This is a genomic window from Mitsuokella jalaludinii DSM 13811 (assembly GCF_000702905.1).
GTDB lineage: Bacteria > Bacillota > Negativicutes > Selenomonadales > Selenomonadaceae > Mitsuokella > Mitsuokella jalaludinii.
The window spans coordinates 34415-47527 of sequence record NZ_JNKR01000008.1; the positions used below are offsets into that span (position 1 = coordinate 34415).

Consider the following 13113-nt stretch of genomic DNA (forward strand, 5'->3'; position numbering starts at 1 on the left):
TGTTAGGCAGCTCTGCGGTCAGTTGCGTCCCTTGGAGACGCTGCTGCCCGGCTCAGGCGCGGCACCGCCGCCACCGCCGGCAGAGGCCGGAGCACTCGCCGGGGCCTGGCCCTGCGGCGCTGCGGGCTGCTGGCCCGGCTGCTTCTTGCCTTCGTCCTTGGACTTCTTCTCGGCGGGCTTCTCTTCCTTCTTGGCCGGTGCGGCGCTCTTCTTGGTGACGGCCGTGCTCTTGTCGTCCTCGAGCGAGCCGATGGAATCGCCGCCTGACGACTCGGAGCCGTCGAAGTCCTTGGCCGGCGTGCCCTTCAGGGCCTCGGTCATGAAGTCCTTCCAGATGGTGGCCGGCACTGTGCCGCCGTAGATGCCGCCCAAGGAGGTGTTGTCGTCGTTGCCGATCCAGACGCTCGCGACGAGGTCGGGCGTGTAGCCGACGAACCACGCGTCGTGGTAGTCACTCGTCGTGCCCGTCTTGCCGGCTGCCGGGCGGCCGATGCTGGCGCGGCGGCCCGTGCCGGCGCGGATGACATCCTGCAACATGCTCGTGAGGTCGGCCGCGCTCGACTCGCTGATGACATTGTGCTGCTCGGGGTTCGCCTCGTCGATGACCTTGCCGTTGCGGTCGAGGACCTTGACGATGACGACGGGGTCGACGTGGACGCCCTTATTGGCAAAGGTGCCGTAGGCGCTCGTGAGCTCGAGGGGCGTCACGCCCTTCGTCAGGCCGCCGAGGGCCGAGGCGAGGTTCTTGTCGTTGTGCGGGCCGTCCATGACGAGCGTCGAGATGCCCATCTCCTGCGCGTAGTAGAGCACCTTCTCGATGCCGAGCTTCTGCGCGATCTTGACGGTCGGGACGTTCATCGAGTGCTGGGCGACCTGGCGCATCGTGACGGGGCCGCTGAAGGTGTGCTCGTCGTTCTGCGGCTCCCAGTCGCCGATCTTTATCGGGCTGTCGTTGATGACGGTCGACGGGGAGAACTTGTTCTCGAGCGCCGCCGCAAAGACGAACGGCTTGAAGGCAGAGCCCGGCTGGCGCTCGGCCATCGTCGCGCGGTTGAACTGGTCCGTGCCGCGGCCGCCGACCATCGCCTTGACGTAGCCCGTGTGCGGGTCGAGGGCGACGAGGGCGCCCTGCGGCTGCACGACGCCGTTTGCGTCCTTGCGGCCGTTCGGCAGGCCCTTCATCGCCTTCTCGGCGGCGCGCTGCATGTCCATGTCGATCGTTGTGTAGACCTGCAGGCCGTCCTTGTAGACGGCGTCAGCGCCGTACTTGTCGATGAGCTTCTGGGTGACGTAGTCGACGAAGTACGAGGCCTCGCCCTTGTCGTCTTTCGCCGGGTCCGGCTTGACGAGGTCGGGCTTCTCCTGCTTCGTCTTCTCCGCCGTGGCCGAGTCGAGGTAGCCGTACTTGACCATCTGGTCGAGCACGGTCGCCTTGCGCTCCTGCGCGGCCTGCAGGTTGTTGAGCGGCGAGTAGTAGTTCGGGCTCTTCGGGATGCCGGCGAGCATCGCGCACTCGTTGAGCGTCAGGTCCTCGACGTCCTTGCCGAAGTACGTGCGGGCTGCGGCCTGCACGCCGTAGGCGCCCTGGCCGAAGTAGATCTGGTTGAGGTAGAGCTCTAGGATCTCGGACTTCGTGTACTGGTGCTCGAGCCGCAGTGCCAGGAAGACCTCCTGGATCTTGCGCTTCAGCGTGCGGTCCTGCGTCAGGTACGCGTTCTTGGCGAGCTGCTGCGTGATGGTCGAGCCGCCCTCTGAGACGGTGCGGCCGCGCAGGTTGGCCCAGATGGCGCGGGCGATGCCGCGCGGGTCTACGCCGATGTGGTCGTAGAAGCGGTTGTCCTCGACGGCGACAAAGGCGTCCTGCAGGTTCTTCGGGACCTGGTCGAGCTTGACGGGCATGCGGTTCTCCGCCGCGTGGATCGTCGCGATCTCGTTGCCGTCGCTGTCGTAGACGAGCGAGGATGCCGGCGGGCGGATGTCGTCCGCCAGGTCGGATTTCGTATTCATGCTAGCGGTCAGGAAACCGCAGCCGATGCCGGTCAGCATGACCAGGAAGACAATCGCAATGCCGATGAGAGTCTTGTGCTTGGCGGTGTTGCCGCCCTTCTTCGGACTGCGTTGTTGTTGATGGCTTCGTTGGGAACGTTTTTCCATAAGGCGCCTCCTTCAAACATATACGGCTCCTATTTTACCACACTTTCGCGGAAAAGCCTATGCCTGATGTCATTTCCGTCCATCTGCCGCATACCGCGCATCACTTGAGCTCGACGACGGTCGCGCCTGTGCCGCCCTCGGTGATGTCGGCGAACTGGAAGCTCTGGACATTCCGGTGATGCTTGAGATACGCGTGGATGCCCTTGCGGAGCGCGCCCGTCCCCTTGCCGTGGATGATGAGGACCTGCGAGAGGCCGGCCATGACGGCATCGTCGAGGAACTTGCCGACTGCGACCTCGGCCTCGTCGACCATCATGCCGCGGATGTCGATCTCGCGGCCGATTGTCTGCGTCTTCTGCATGAAGGCGTTGGACTGGCGGCGCGAAGATGAAGCGGCCGGCGCGCCCGCCGCCTTTGTCTCTTTGGGCGCATGGTCGAGGAAGCGGCAGGCGGAGGCCTTGACCTTCGTGTGGAGGCTGCCGATCTGGACGGTCAGTTCCTTGCCCTGGACGGAAAGGACCGTACCCTTCTGGTCGAGCTTCTTGACGTAGACGATGTCGCCGGGCTGTATCGTCTTGAGGCTCACGGCCTTGCCGACGCCCTTCTGGGCCATGATGCCGGGGCGCGACTTCTCGAAGGCCTCGTTGAGCTTCGCGCGGGCGTCCTGGATGGCCTGCTGGCGGCGCTTGATGCCCTGGTCGTCGAACTGCTCTTTGAGCTCCTTGATGATGGCCTCGGACTCGCGGCGCGTGCGGCGCACCATCGCGGCGCTCTGCTCGCGCGCCTTGCGGATGAAGTCGCCCTTCTTCTTGGCGAGCTCTTCCTTCGTGCGCGCGACTTTCGCCTCGAGCTCGGTGACGCGCTGCTGGCGCTCGAGGATGTCGGCGTTGCGCTGCTCGTACATCATCTTCTCGTTCTCGAGCTCGTTGATGACGTGCTCGAACTGCGCGTGGTCGGCCTTGACGAGCTGCTGCGCGCGGAGGATCAGGGATTCTGAGAGGCCGAGGCGGCGGCTGATGGCAAAGGCGTTGCTCGCGCCCGGCATGCCGATGAGCAGCCGGTACGTCGGCCGCAGTGTCTTGACGTCGAACTCGACGCAGGCATTCTCGATGCCCTCGCGCGAGTAGGCAAACGTCTTGAGCTCGGAGTAATGCGTCGTGGCGACGGTCGTCGCGCGCAACTGCAGGAGCTTCTCGAGGATGGCCATGGCGAGCGCCGCGCCCTCCTCGGGGTCGGTGCCCGCGCCGAGCTCGTCTAAGAGCACGAGGTCGTCCTCCTCGACGCGCTTCAGGATGCGCACGATGTGCGTCATGTGCGCGGAGAAGGTCGAGAGGCTCTGCTCGATGCTCTGCTCGTCGCCGATGTCGGCGTAGATGTTCGGGTAAACGGCGATGACGGGGTCCGGCGCCGTCGGCAGATAGCAGCCCGACTGGGCGAGCAGCACCATCATGCCGAGCGTCTTCATGCTGACCGTCTTGCCGCCCGTGTTCGGGCCGGTGATGAGCAGCATGCGGTAGTCCTCGCCGATGCGGATGTCTATCGGCACGACTTTGTCCTTCGCGATGAAGGGATGGCGCGCCTCGCGAAGATCCGTGCGGCCCTCGCGGTTGAGCTCCGGGCGGTTTGCCTCCATCATCTGCGCGAGGCGCGCCTTGGCGAAGGCGAAGTCGAGGTCGCCGAGGATGCGGCAGTTCTCGGCGAGCGTCCCGCTGTTCTTGTTGATCTCGGCGGACAGGTGGCGCAGGATGCGCTGGATCTCCTGCTGCTCGGCGAGCGTCAGCTGCTTGACGTCGTTGTTGAGCTCGACGACGGCCATCGGCTCGATGAAGAGCGTCGCGCCCGTGGCCGACTGGTCGTGGACGATGCCCGGGAAGCGCGAGCGGTACTCCTGCTTGACGGGGATGACGTAGCGCTCGTCGCGCACGGTGACGATGGCGTCCTGGAAGAATTTCTGGTACTCGGCATTGTGGAGGATGCTCGAGATGCGCTCCTTGATGTGCGCCTGGGCGGCGTGAAGCTCGCGGCGGATGCGCCGCAGCTCGACGCTCGCGTCCTCGCGCATGGCGCCGTGCTCGTCGACGGTGTTGTCGAGCAGGCGCTCGAGCTGGCCGAGGATCTCGATGCTCCTCGCCCACGAGCGGAGCGTCGGCGCCTCCACCTCGCTGTCGCGGAAGAAGTGCTTGATATTTCGCATCGCGTAGAGGGTGCTCATGATGCTCGTGATCTCGTCGAGGTCGAGCACGGCCCCCATCTTCACTTTCTTCAGATGCGGCCGGATGTCGAAGATGCCGCCGAACGGCGGTGTGGCCGTCGCGAGGACGGTCACGGCCTCTGTCGTCTGCTGGATCCACTCGACGGCTTCGTCGAAGTCGCTCGTCGGCAGCATCGTCTGGGCGCGCTCCTTGCCGATCAGCGAGGAGGCACAGCCCGCGAGCATCTCCCGGACCCTGTCGTATTCCATGATCTTATAGGTTTCTTGTTCCATCAGTTACCTCTATCTCAATCTACATCTGGGGAAATCAGAGCACGCCGCGGAAGTAGTGGCCGCGCGTGATGTCTTTGCCCTCCTGCTCGTGGATCCAGGAGAGCTGGGCCTCCGCGGGCTCTTCGGGGAAGGCCATCGCCTTCCGGTAGGCCTTGACGATGGCCGCGATCTCTTTCTCCCCCATGGCCTTGGCCTCAATCTGCATCGTCTCGATGCCCGCGGCGCGAAACTTCATCGCGTGCGGCATCATCGAGAGCACCTTGCTGTTGAGCACGTGCATGTGGCAGAACTGGTCCATCGCGAGCGGGAAGAGCGCATCCTTGCGGTCCTTGAGCGCGAAGTGGCCGCGCGTGCACGGCTGGGTGCAGGGGCCCTCGCCACAGCCGCCTAAAAAGCTGCCTGTCACGCAGTAGTTCGAGACCATGAGCTCGAGGCGGCCGTGCACGATGCACGTGAGCGGCAGCGGGCTCTCCTTGGCGAGCTGCCGGATCTCCTTGGCCGTGAGCTCCGGCGAGAGCGTCGCGCCAGAGGCGCCGTAGTCCTTGAGGAAGGCGAGCGTCTGCTTGTTGTAGGAGATCAGCGAGTAGTCGGCGTGGATGGCGAAATCCGTCAGGCGGCGCACGAGCGCGAGCATGGCGATGTTGTGGACGTGGACGGCGTCGGGCGGGAAGGCGGCAAAGGCGGCGAGCAGGCGCTCAACGTGCTTCTGCTGGCCGTCATGCACGATGCGCGGCGTGTTGAAATCGATGCGCGCGCCGGCCTCTCTGGCCATCTGCCAGGCCCGCTCGTACTCCTCCGGGGCGATGACGCGGTGCTCGTACGACTCGCCGCCGAAGAGGATGCCGTCGGCGCCGGCCGCGAGGGCCGCCTCTGCCTTGCCGAGCGTGTCGACGGCGACGAGGAAGTCGGCCTTCTTGGGGATCGGGCGCGCGATGCGGTCGGTGAACTTTGGCTCGGGGCGATGCTCACGCGCTTCGATCTCCTTGAGGCGCAGCGCGTCGAGCGCTTCGACGGCCTTGCGGCGCGCCTCGTTGATCTCGCTCATTGGCACCATGACCTCACCCGCGATCTCGCAGGTGAGGCTCTGCATCTCATAGACGCTAGTGCCAAGGCGGCTGACCTGCTTGCGGATAATCTCCTCCGAGAGCGGCCGCTTGCGCGCGCTCTCGCCGATGAAGTCGGTCCTGCCTTTCCCCCGATGCCCCTCTGCATCGCAGAGGGTGACGGTCAAGGGCTCGCCGATGGCGGCGCGGACCTCGATCGCGACGGGGATGCGGCGCACAGGAGCGCCCGACGCATACGTTTCTTTCGCGCGCTCCATCAGCCTTGCGTCGTAGACCTTGAAGACGCGGTCGTGGTCGCGCACGGCCGAAGGGATGGCAAAGGAGACGGTGTCGCCCGCCTGCCCCTCCTCGACTGCGCGCCCTTTCGCATCGGTCAGGGCGGAGATGGTCGCCGTCACGCGGCCGCCGACCTTGACCCAGAAGTCGACCTGGTCGCCGAGGCCGAGGCGGCCGCTGAGCTTCACGGTGACGATGCGCGCGTCCCAGTCGTAGGCCGTGACGCGGCCGATGAGCAGGCCACGGTTGTTCGGGCGGCGGTCGCTCATCATCGCCTTGCCCGGGCGTCCCTCAAGGTAGGCCGTCGTGAAGTCGCGGTTGAAGATCTGCGCGAGATCGTCGCGCTCTTCCTGCGTGACGGCATAGCCCTTGCCCGCATAGTACGTGTCGATGGCCTCGCGGTAGGTGCGCACGACGGTCGCGACGTACTCGGGGCGCTTCATGCGGCCCTCGATCTTGAGCGACGAGACGCCGGCCTCGATGAGGTCGGGGATGACGTCGATCGTGCTGAGGTCGCGCGGCGAGAGCAGGTAGGAGCCGGCCTTGTCGCCGAGCACGTCCTGCCCCTTCTCGTCGACGAGCGTGTACGGCAGGCGGCAGGGCTGCGCGCAGCGGCCGCGGTTGCCGCTGCGGCCGCCGATCATGCTGCTCATCAGGCACTGGCCCGAGTAGCAGACGCAGAGCGCGCCGTGCATGAACGTCTCGATCTCGACGGGCGCATGGGCGCAGATATGGCGGATCTCCTTGAGCGAGAGCTCGCGCGCGAGCACGACGCGCGTGAAGCCGAGCTCCGCGAGCGCCCGCACGCCCTCGAGGCTGCTGACCGACATCTGCGTGCTCGCGTGGAGCGGCAGGTCGGGCACCGTCTCATGGGCGACACGCGCGACGCCGAGGTCCTGCACGAGCACGGCGTCGGCCCCTGCCTCGTAGAGGAAGCGCAGGTAGTCCCTGAGGGGTCCCATTTCCTCGTCTGCCACGATCGTGTTGACCGTCACGTGAATGGCGACCTTTCGCAGGTGTGCGAAGTGGATGGCCTCGCGCAGCGCCTCGCGGTCGAAGTTACTTGCATAGGCGCGCGCGCCGAAGGCATTGCCCGCCAGATAGATGGCATTGGCACCGTTCTCCACCGCAGCCACGAGTGCCTCGCGGCTGCCGGCGGGTGCTAAGAGTTCTACCAAGATAATTCCTCCTGAAAATCCGAAAAAACAGCACGGGAAACCGCGTGCCGCTTTTCAGTCGATGTTATTCGTGTTGTTCGTTTTCGTGTTGCGCGCTGCCGCCTCCAGGCGACGGCTCTGCTGGCTCTTCTGGCCCGTCTGCTTGCCCGGGCTGCTCGGGCTGCTCGGGAACATCCGGCAGCTGCGGCAGGTCGTCGAGCGAGTCGAGGCCGAAGCAGCGCAGAAAGGTCGCCGTCGTGCCGTAGAGGATGGGGCGGCCGATGACCTGCTTGCGGCCGAGCTCGCAGATGAGGTCGAGCTCCAGGAGCTTGGCGAGGGCGCGCTCGACGCGCACGCCGCGCAGCTGCTCGATCTCGGGCTTGGTGATGGGCTGCTTGAAGGCGATAATGGAGAGCGTCTCCATCGTCGGCGCCGAGAGGTGGCGGTCCGTGACCTGGCTCAGCCGCTCGACCGTCGCATAGGTCTCGGGCCGCGTGACGAGCTGGTAGCCGCCCGCGACGCGCTGGACGGTCAGGCCGCTGCCTTCGGAGGTCAGCTTTGCCTGCAGGTCACGTGCGAGCTCGACCACGTCTGGCTCTTCGCAGTCCATGATGGCGGCCAGGCTCGCGAGCGGCAGGGGATTGCCCGCAGCAAACAGCACGGCCTCAAGCGTCGCCTCGCGGCTCAGTTCCGCCTGACGGTCGGCTTCATTCTCTTTCATCCTCTTCCACTCTCCTTTCGTTCCGCCAGACAATGGTGATTGTCCCGAAGAGATGCGACTGCTGGGCTGTGACGCTCTGCTGCTTCATAAGCTCAAGCAGGGCCAGAAATGTCACGACAAGCTCGCCGCGCGTGCCGCGCTCAAAGGCATCCTCGAAGCGCATGCGTCCGCCGCGCTCCCGCAGCAGCGCCTCGATCTCTTCCATCTTGTCCTCGATATGGTAGGGCTCGGGCCGGACAATGGCGGCCGGCAGCCCTGCCTCCTCTTCTTTTACATGCATGACCTCGCGAAAGGCCGTCAGGAGCAAGTTGAGGTCGAGGCTCTCCGGCGGCAGATGGCGCACGGGCAGGTCGAGCGGCGCGCGGCCGACGAAGTGCTCCTGCAGGTCGGCCATCGAGCCGAGGACCTCGCTGATCTCCTTGAAGCGCCGATACTCGAGCAGGCGCTCGACGAGCTCCTGGCGCGGGTCTTCCTCGCTCTCCTCTTCCTTCGCCTTCTTCGGCAGCATCATGCGCGACTTGATCTGCAGCAGCGTCGCGGCCATGACGAGGAAGGCGCTCGTGACCTCCATGTCCATCTCGCGCATCGCCTCGAGGTAGTCGAGGTACTGGCGCGTGAGCTCCGCGATCGGGATGTCGTAGATGTCGATCTTGTTCTTCTCGATGAGGTGCATCAGGAGCTCTAAGGGGCCGTTGAAGGCGGCGAGGTGAAACGTATAGTCTTTCTTTGCGTTCGTGTCGTTTATAACGTCCATGCTATCTCAACTATCTCAATCCGCTCAAGGCGCTCAGAAGAACGGCATCAGGAGCAGCACGAAGATCTGCCAGATGAGGCGCTGCAGCGGGATGAAGATCATGCTGAGGACCGGCGTCATGATGAGCGCGATGAGGATGAGGAAGCTGTAGCGCTCGAGGCGCGCGTAGCGGTAGGCCAGCCTCGGCGGCAGCAGCTGCATCAGGACGTGCGAGCCGTCGAGCGGCGGCAGCGGGATGAGGTTGAAGATGGCGAAGTTGATGTTGTAGATGATGATGAGCTGGAAGACCTGGTAGACGCCGAAGCTCAGGTGGCCCATGGTGCTCTTGAGGACGAGCAACGCGACGAGCGCGAGGAAGGCCGTCACGAGGTTGGCCGCGGGGCCTGCGAGCGAGACGAGGATGTCGTCGCGGCGCGGCTTCCTGAAGTTGCGCGGGTCGATGATGACGGGCTTGGCCCAGCCGAAGCGCACGAGGAAGAGCATGATGAGGCCGACCGGGTCGATGTGGGCCGCGGGGTTGAGCGTCAGGCGGCCCATGAGCATCGGCGTCCTGTCGCCGAGGGCGACGGCCACGCGCGCGTGCGCGTACTCGTGGATGACCATCGCGATGATCAGGCCCGGGATGCCCGCGATGAGGTCGAGCGGATTGAAATCAAACATAGATTCTCCTTTACTTGCTTCACTTGGCGGCTTTCTGCTGGGCGGCGAGCATCAGGATGGAGATGACGGACTTCGCGTCGACGATGCGGCCGTCCTGCGCCATGGCCACGGCTTCTTCCAAGGGCACCTTGACGACGTTGATGAACTCGTCCTCGTCCGTGTGCTGCTTGCCGGCCGTCAGGCCCTCGGCCGCGTAGAGGTGGATCTTCTCGTTCGAGAAGCCGACCGTCGTCGCGATCGTCGTGAGCTTCGTGATGCGCGCGGCCGTGTAGCCCGTCTCCTCCGAGAGCTCGCGCTCGGCGCAGACGAGCGGGTCTTCGTCGGGTGCGTCGAGCTTGCCGGCCGGCACCTCGAGCGTCACCTCGCCAATCGGGTAGCGGTACTGGCGCACGAGGATGATGCGGCCGTCCGGCAGGATGGGGATGACAGACGATGCCCCCGGATGCTTGATCCACTCGCGCGTCGCCTCCTTGCCGTTCGGCAGCTCGACCGTGTCGCGCTTGACGTGGAGCAAGACGCCGTCAAAGATATCTTCGCTGCTGACTTTCTTCTCGATCAGATCCTCATACATAACCATTGACCTCCTAAACAAGACTATCTATCTTACTTATCAATCTATCAATCATGCTTCACATGACTCATTGCCCGTATCATACCATCGCAAGATGAGAAAAAGCGGGAAAACTCACGAGCTGGCCTCCCGGCGGAAGGCGTCCTTCTTCATCTTCGCGTGCGAGACCATCTCGCGCGCGTTGTCGAGCGAGGCGGTCGTCATGTCGGCGCCTGAGGCCATGCGCGCGATCTCGCTGATGCGCTCGCGCTCGGAGAGCGGGCGGATCTGCGTCGCCGTCGTGCCCTCCTCGGTGCGCTTCGAGATGTAGAGATGCGCGTCGGCCATGCAGGCGATCTGCGGCAGGTGCGTGATGCAGAGCACCTGCTTGTACTGCGCGACGAGGGCGATGCGCTCGGCGACCATCTGGGCCGTGCGGCCGCCGATGCCCGTGTCGATCTCATCGAAGACCATGCTCGGCACGGACGAGTCGCGCGAGGAGGCGACCGTCTTGATGGCGAGCGCGATGCGCGAGAGCTCGCCTCCGGAGGCGACTCTCTGCAGTGGCTTTTCCGCCTCGCCGGGGTTGGCCGAGAAGAACATGGCGACTTCGTCGCGCCCCCGGGGGCCGTAGTCTGCGGCCGGCTCCACGCGGATGGCGAGCTGTGCCTTCGGCATGCCGAGCGCGAAGAGCTGCTCTTCGATGGCCGAGGAAAGGTCCTTGGCCGCGGCTCTGCGCAGCTCCGTCAGGGCAGCCGCCTTCTTCCCCAGCTCCTTCTCGAGCACGGCGATCTCCTTTTCGAGCGCGGCGATGTCCTCGTCGTAGTTCTCGATCTCTGAAAGCTCGCGCTCGACTTTTTCCTGATGCGCGAGCACATCGCCAAGCGTCGCGCCGTACTTCTTGCAGAGGCGGTAGATGACGTCCATGCGGCTCTGCAGCTGGTCGAGGCGCGCGGGGCTGAACTCGACGCTCTCGCCGTAGTCGCGCAGCTCGTACGAGGCCTCCTGCAGGGAGATGTAGGCCTCCTCGACCATCTTCTGGGCATTCGCGAGCGCATCGTCGAAGCGGCTGATGTCCTCGAGGTCCTTCTTGACCTGCGAGAGCGCGGGCAGGACGCCGAGACCGCTGCCGCCGCCCCCCTCGAGGAGCTCGTACGATTCCTCGATGGAGCCGACGATCTTCTCGGCGTGCGAGAGCTTGCGGATCTCCGCCTCGAGCGCTTCGTCCTCGCCCGCCTTGAGGTTGGCCTCGGAGATCTCCTTGTCCTGCCAGTGCAGCATATCGAGGCGCTGCGCGTACTCGCGCGAGGCCTGCTGCTTCTCCTCGTAGGCCTTCTTCTTCTCGCGCCACTCGCGGTAGGCGCACTCATAGGCGGCCAGCGCCTCGGCGACGTCGGGGTCGTAGCCGTCGAGCAGATGGAACTGGTTCTCCTCCTTGAGAAGCGCGAGGTTCTCGTTCTGCCCGTGGATATCGACGAGGTAGGCGCCGATCTGGCGCAGGATGGCCAGCGTGACGTGGCAGCCGTTGACGAGCGCCGTGCTGCGGCCCGCCCGCGTGAGCTGCCGCGTGATGATGAGCTCCTTGTCCGAGTCGTCGATGGCCTGCTGCGTCAAAAGCTCGTGCAGGCCGAGCGACTCGTCCTCGAGTGAGAATACCGCCTCAACGCGCAGCCAGTCGCAGCCGGAGCGCACCATGTCGGCCGACATGCGCGCGCCGAGCACGGCGCCGAGCGAGTCGATGAGGATGGACTTGCCCGCGCCCGTCTCGCCGGTCAGGATGTTGAGGCCGGACTGGAACTCCACCTGCACGTGCTCGAGCAGCGCGAAGTTCCAGACCGTCAGTGATTTCAACATAGAATGTACTTCCTCCTACTATGCCCTGCCCGCTCAGTCCTGCAGCATGTCGAGGATGCGCTTGCGGACGACGGGGGCCGTCTCCTTGGGCTTGATGACGACGAGGATGCTGTCGTCGCCGGCGACCGTGCCGATGATCTCCGGCCACTTGCAGTAGTCGAGCGCGGCGGCCACGGTGTTCGCGCCGCCCGGCAGCGTGCGCACGACGAGGATGTTCTCGCTGTAGTCGCAGTCGACGATCGTGTCGTTGAAGACGCGGCGCATGCGCTCCTTCGTGAAGGCGTAATTCTCCTGCGCCGGCAGCGCGTAGCGGTAGCGGCCGTCGCCCGTCGGCACCTTAATGAGCATGAGCTCCTTGATATCGCGCGAGACCGTCGCCTGCGTGACGGCGATGCGCCGCTTGCGCAGCTGTGCCGCCAGCTCGTCCTGCGTCTCGATGATCTCATGGCGGATGATCTCGCGGATCAGCTCCAGTCGTCTTTCTTTCATCAACATACCTGCCTTCCTTCTTTATGCTTTATGCATTTTCTTTACGCACTTTACGCAATCTTGCGCAGTCACAGGGGTCTACTCGCCTGCGGGACGCCAGAGCTTCGTGCGCAGGATCTGGTAGTAGTCCTTGTCCTCGAACTTGATGATCTCCGCCTGTGCCTCCGACTTCCTGACGACGACCTCGTCGCCCGGCAGCAGCCGGTAGCAGACCTGCCCGTCGAAGGTGACGATGATGTCCTGCGGGATGGAGGCGATCGCGACGTGCACGGCGTCGTCCTCCTGGATGATCAGCGGGCGGATGTTGAAGGTGTGCGCGCAGATCGGGGTGACGATGAGCGCGCGGACATTCGGGTTCACGATGGGGCCGCCGGCCGACAGCGAGTAGGCCGTCGAGCCCGTCGGCGACGAGATGATGATGCCGTCGGCCTTGCAGTCGAGCAGATGGCTCTCGTTGATCGAGAGGCCGAGGTGCAGCATGCGCGCGACGCCGCCCTTGACGACGATGTCGTTGATGGCGTGGCCGAGGAAGCGCTCCTTGCCGCCCGAGATGACGGAGCCCGCGAGCAGCAGGCGGTGCTCGATGCGGTAGTCGCCGTCGAGGAGTTTCTGCAATTTCTTCTCGAGCTCGTGGAGCTCGATGTCGGCCATGAAGCCGAGCGTGCCGATGTTGACGCCGCAGACGGGCACGGCGTGGTGGCTGTAGCGCCGGCAGACGCCCAAGAGCGTGCCATCGCCGCCGATGCTCAGCGCGATGTCTGTCTTGATGTTCTCGATGTCGGTGACGCCGTAGCCCGCGTGCTGGAAGATGCGCGCCTCCTCCACCGGCATGATGATGCGCACCGCCTTGTCCGCATAGAAGTCGAGGATGCGCTGCAGGACCCGCGGGGCCTCCGGCTTATTCGTATTCGGGAAAACTGCTATCGTCAGCATAGAATCTCCTCTCTGC

Annotated in this window: 10 protein-coding genes; all 10 read right to left on the bottom strand. The window is 64.9% G+C overall.

Annotated features, from left to right (window positions below; all coding sequences use genetic code 11):
• Positions 1-18: 18 nt before the first annotated feature.
• Positions 19-2154 (bottom strand): transglycosylase domain-containing protein, encoded by a 2136-nt coding sequence (locus tag T518_RS05885; RefSeq protein ID WP_036376690.1) that lies wholly within the window; start codon positions 2152-2154, stop codon positions 19-21.
• 100 nt (positions 2155-2254) lie between these two features.
• Complete coding sequence (locus T518_RS05890; protein ID WP_036376693.1) at positions 2255-4639, bottom strand: endonuclease MutS2; 2385 nt, start codon at positions 4637-4639, stop codon at positions 2255-2257.
• 34 nt (positions 4640-4673) lie between these two features.
• Entirely contained in the window at positions 4674-7157 is a 2484-nt protein-coding gene (locus tag T518_RS05895; RefSeq protein ID WP_036376696.1) for a U32 family peptidase, read from the bottom strand.
• Between the two features lie 64 nt (positions 7158-7221).
• Positions 7222-7857 carry an SMC-Scp complex subunit ScpB gene (gene scpB, locus T518_RS05900; protein ID WP_081828439.1) on the bottom strand — a complete coding sequence of 212 codons (636 nt, stop codon included), beginning with the start codon at positions 7855-7857 and terminating at the stop codon, positions 7222-7224.
• On the bottom strand, positions 7844-8611 hold the full coding sequence (locus T518_RS05905) for a segregation and condensation protein A (protein ID WP_036376701.1): 768 nt from the start codon (positions 8609-8611) through the stop codon (positions 7844-7846). Before T518_RS05905 ends, scpB begins: the two co-directional genes overlap by 14 nt.
• 33 nt (positions 8612-8644) lie before the next feature.
• Positions 8645-9271 (bottom strand): site-2 protease family protein, encoded by a 627-nt coding sequence (locus T518_RS05910; RefSeq protein WP_036376706.1) that lies wholly within the window; start codon positions 9269-9271, stop codon positions 8645-8647.
• A gap of 19 nt (positions 9272-9290) precedes the next feature.
• On the bottom strand, positions 9291-9842 hold the full coding sequence (locus tag T518_RS05915; protein ID WP_036376711.1) for an NUDIX domain-containing protein: 552 nt from the start codon (positions 9840-9842) through the stop codon (positions 9291-9293).
• A gap of 114 nt (positions 9843-9956) precedes the next feature.
• Positions 9957-11675, bottom strand: a complete 1719-nt coding sequence (gene recN, locus T518_RS05920) for a DNA repair protein RecN (protein ID WP_036376716.1) — start codon at positions 11673-11675, stop codon at positions 9957-9959.
• 33 nt (positions 11676-11708) lie between these two features.
• Positions 11709-12164: an arginine repressor gene (gene argR, locus T518_RS05925; RefSeq protein WP_036376869.1), complete on the bottom strand. Its 456-nt coding sequence runs from the start codon at positions 12162-12164 to the stop codon at positions 11709-11711.
• 78 nt (positions 12165-12242) lie between these two features.
• Entirely contained in the window at positions 12243-13097 is an 855-nt protein-coding gene (locus T518_RS05930) for an NAD(+)/NADH kinase (protein WP_036376722.1), read from the bottom strand.
• Between the last annotated feature and the right edge of the window lie 16 nt (positions 13098-13113).

What these genes read in the sequence shown, in the direction of transcription:
- T518_RS05915 (WP_036376711.1), bottom strand. Translation starts at nt 9,842, where the DNA reads ATGTATGAGGATCTGATCGAGAAGAAAGTCAGCAGCGAAGATATCTTT.
- T518_RS05930 (WP_036376722.1), bottom strand. Translation starts at nt 13,097, where the DNA reads ATGCTGACGATAGCAGTTTTCCCGAATACGAATAAGCCGGAGGCCCCG.
- recN (WP_036376716.1), bottom strand. Translation starts at nt 11,675, where the DNA reads ATGTTGAAATCACTGACGGTCTGGAACTTCGCGCTGCTCGAGCACGTG.
- scpB (WP_081828439.1), bottom strand. Translation starts at nt 7,857, where the DNA reads ATGAAAGAGAATGAAGCCGACCGTCAGGCGGAACTGAGCCGCGAGGCG.
- T518_RS05890 (WP_036376693.1), bottom strand. Translation starts at nt 4,639, where the DNA reads ATGGAACAAGAAACCTATAAGATCATGGAATACGACAGGGTCCGGGAG.
- T518_RS05885 (WP_036376690.1), bottom strand. Translation starts at nt 2,154, where the DNA reads ATGGAAAAACGTTCCCAACGAAGCCATCAACAACAACGCAGTCCGAAG.
- T518_RS05905 (WP_036376701.1), bottom strand. Translation starts at nt 8,611, where the DNA reads ATGGACGTTATAAACGACACGAACGCAAAGAAAGACTATACGTTTCAC.
- T518_RS05910 (WP_036376706.1), bottom strand. Translation starts at nt 9,271, where the DNA reads ATGTTTGATTTCAATCCGCTCGACCTCATCGCGGGCATCCCGGGCCTG.
- argR (WP_036376869.1), bottom strand. Translation starts at nt 12,164, where the DNA reads ATGAAAGAAAGACGACTGGAGCTGATCCGCGAGATCATCCGCCATGAG.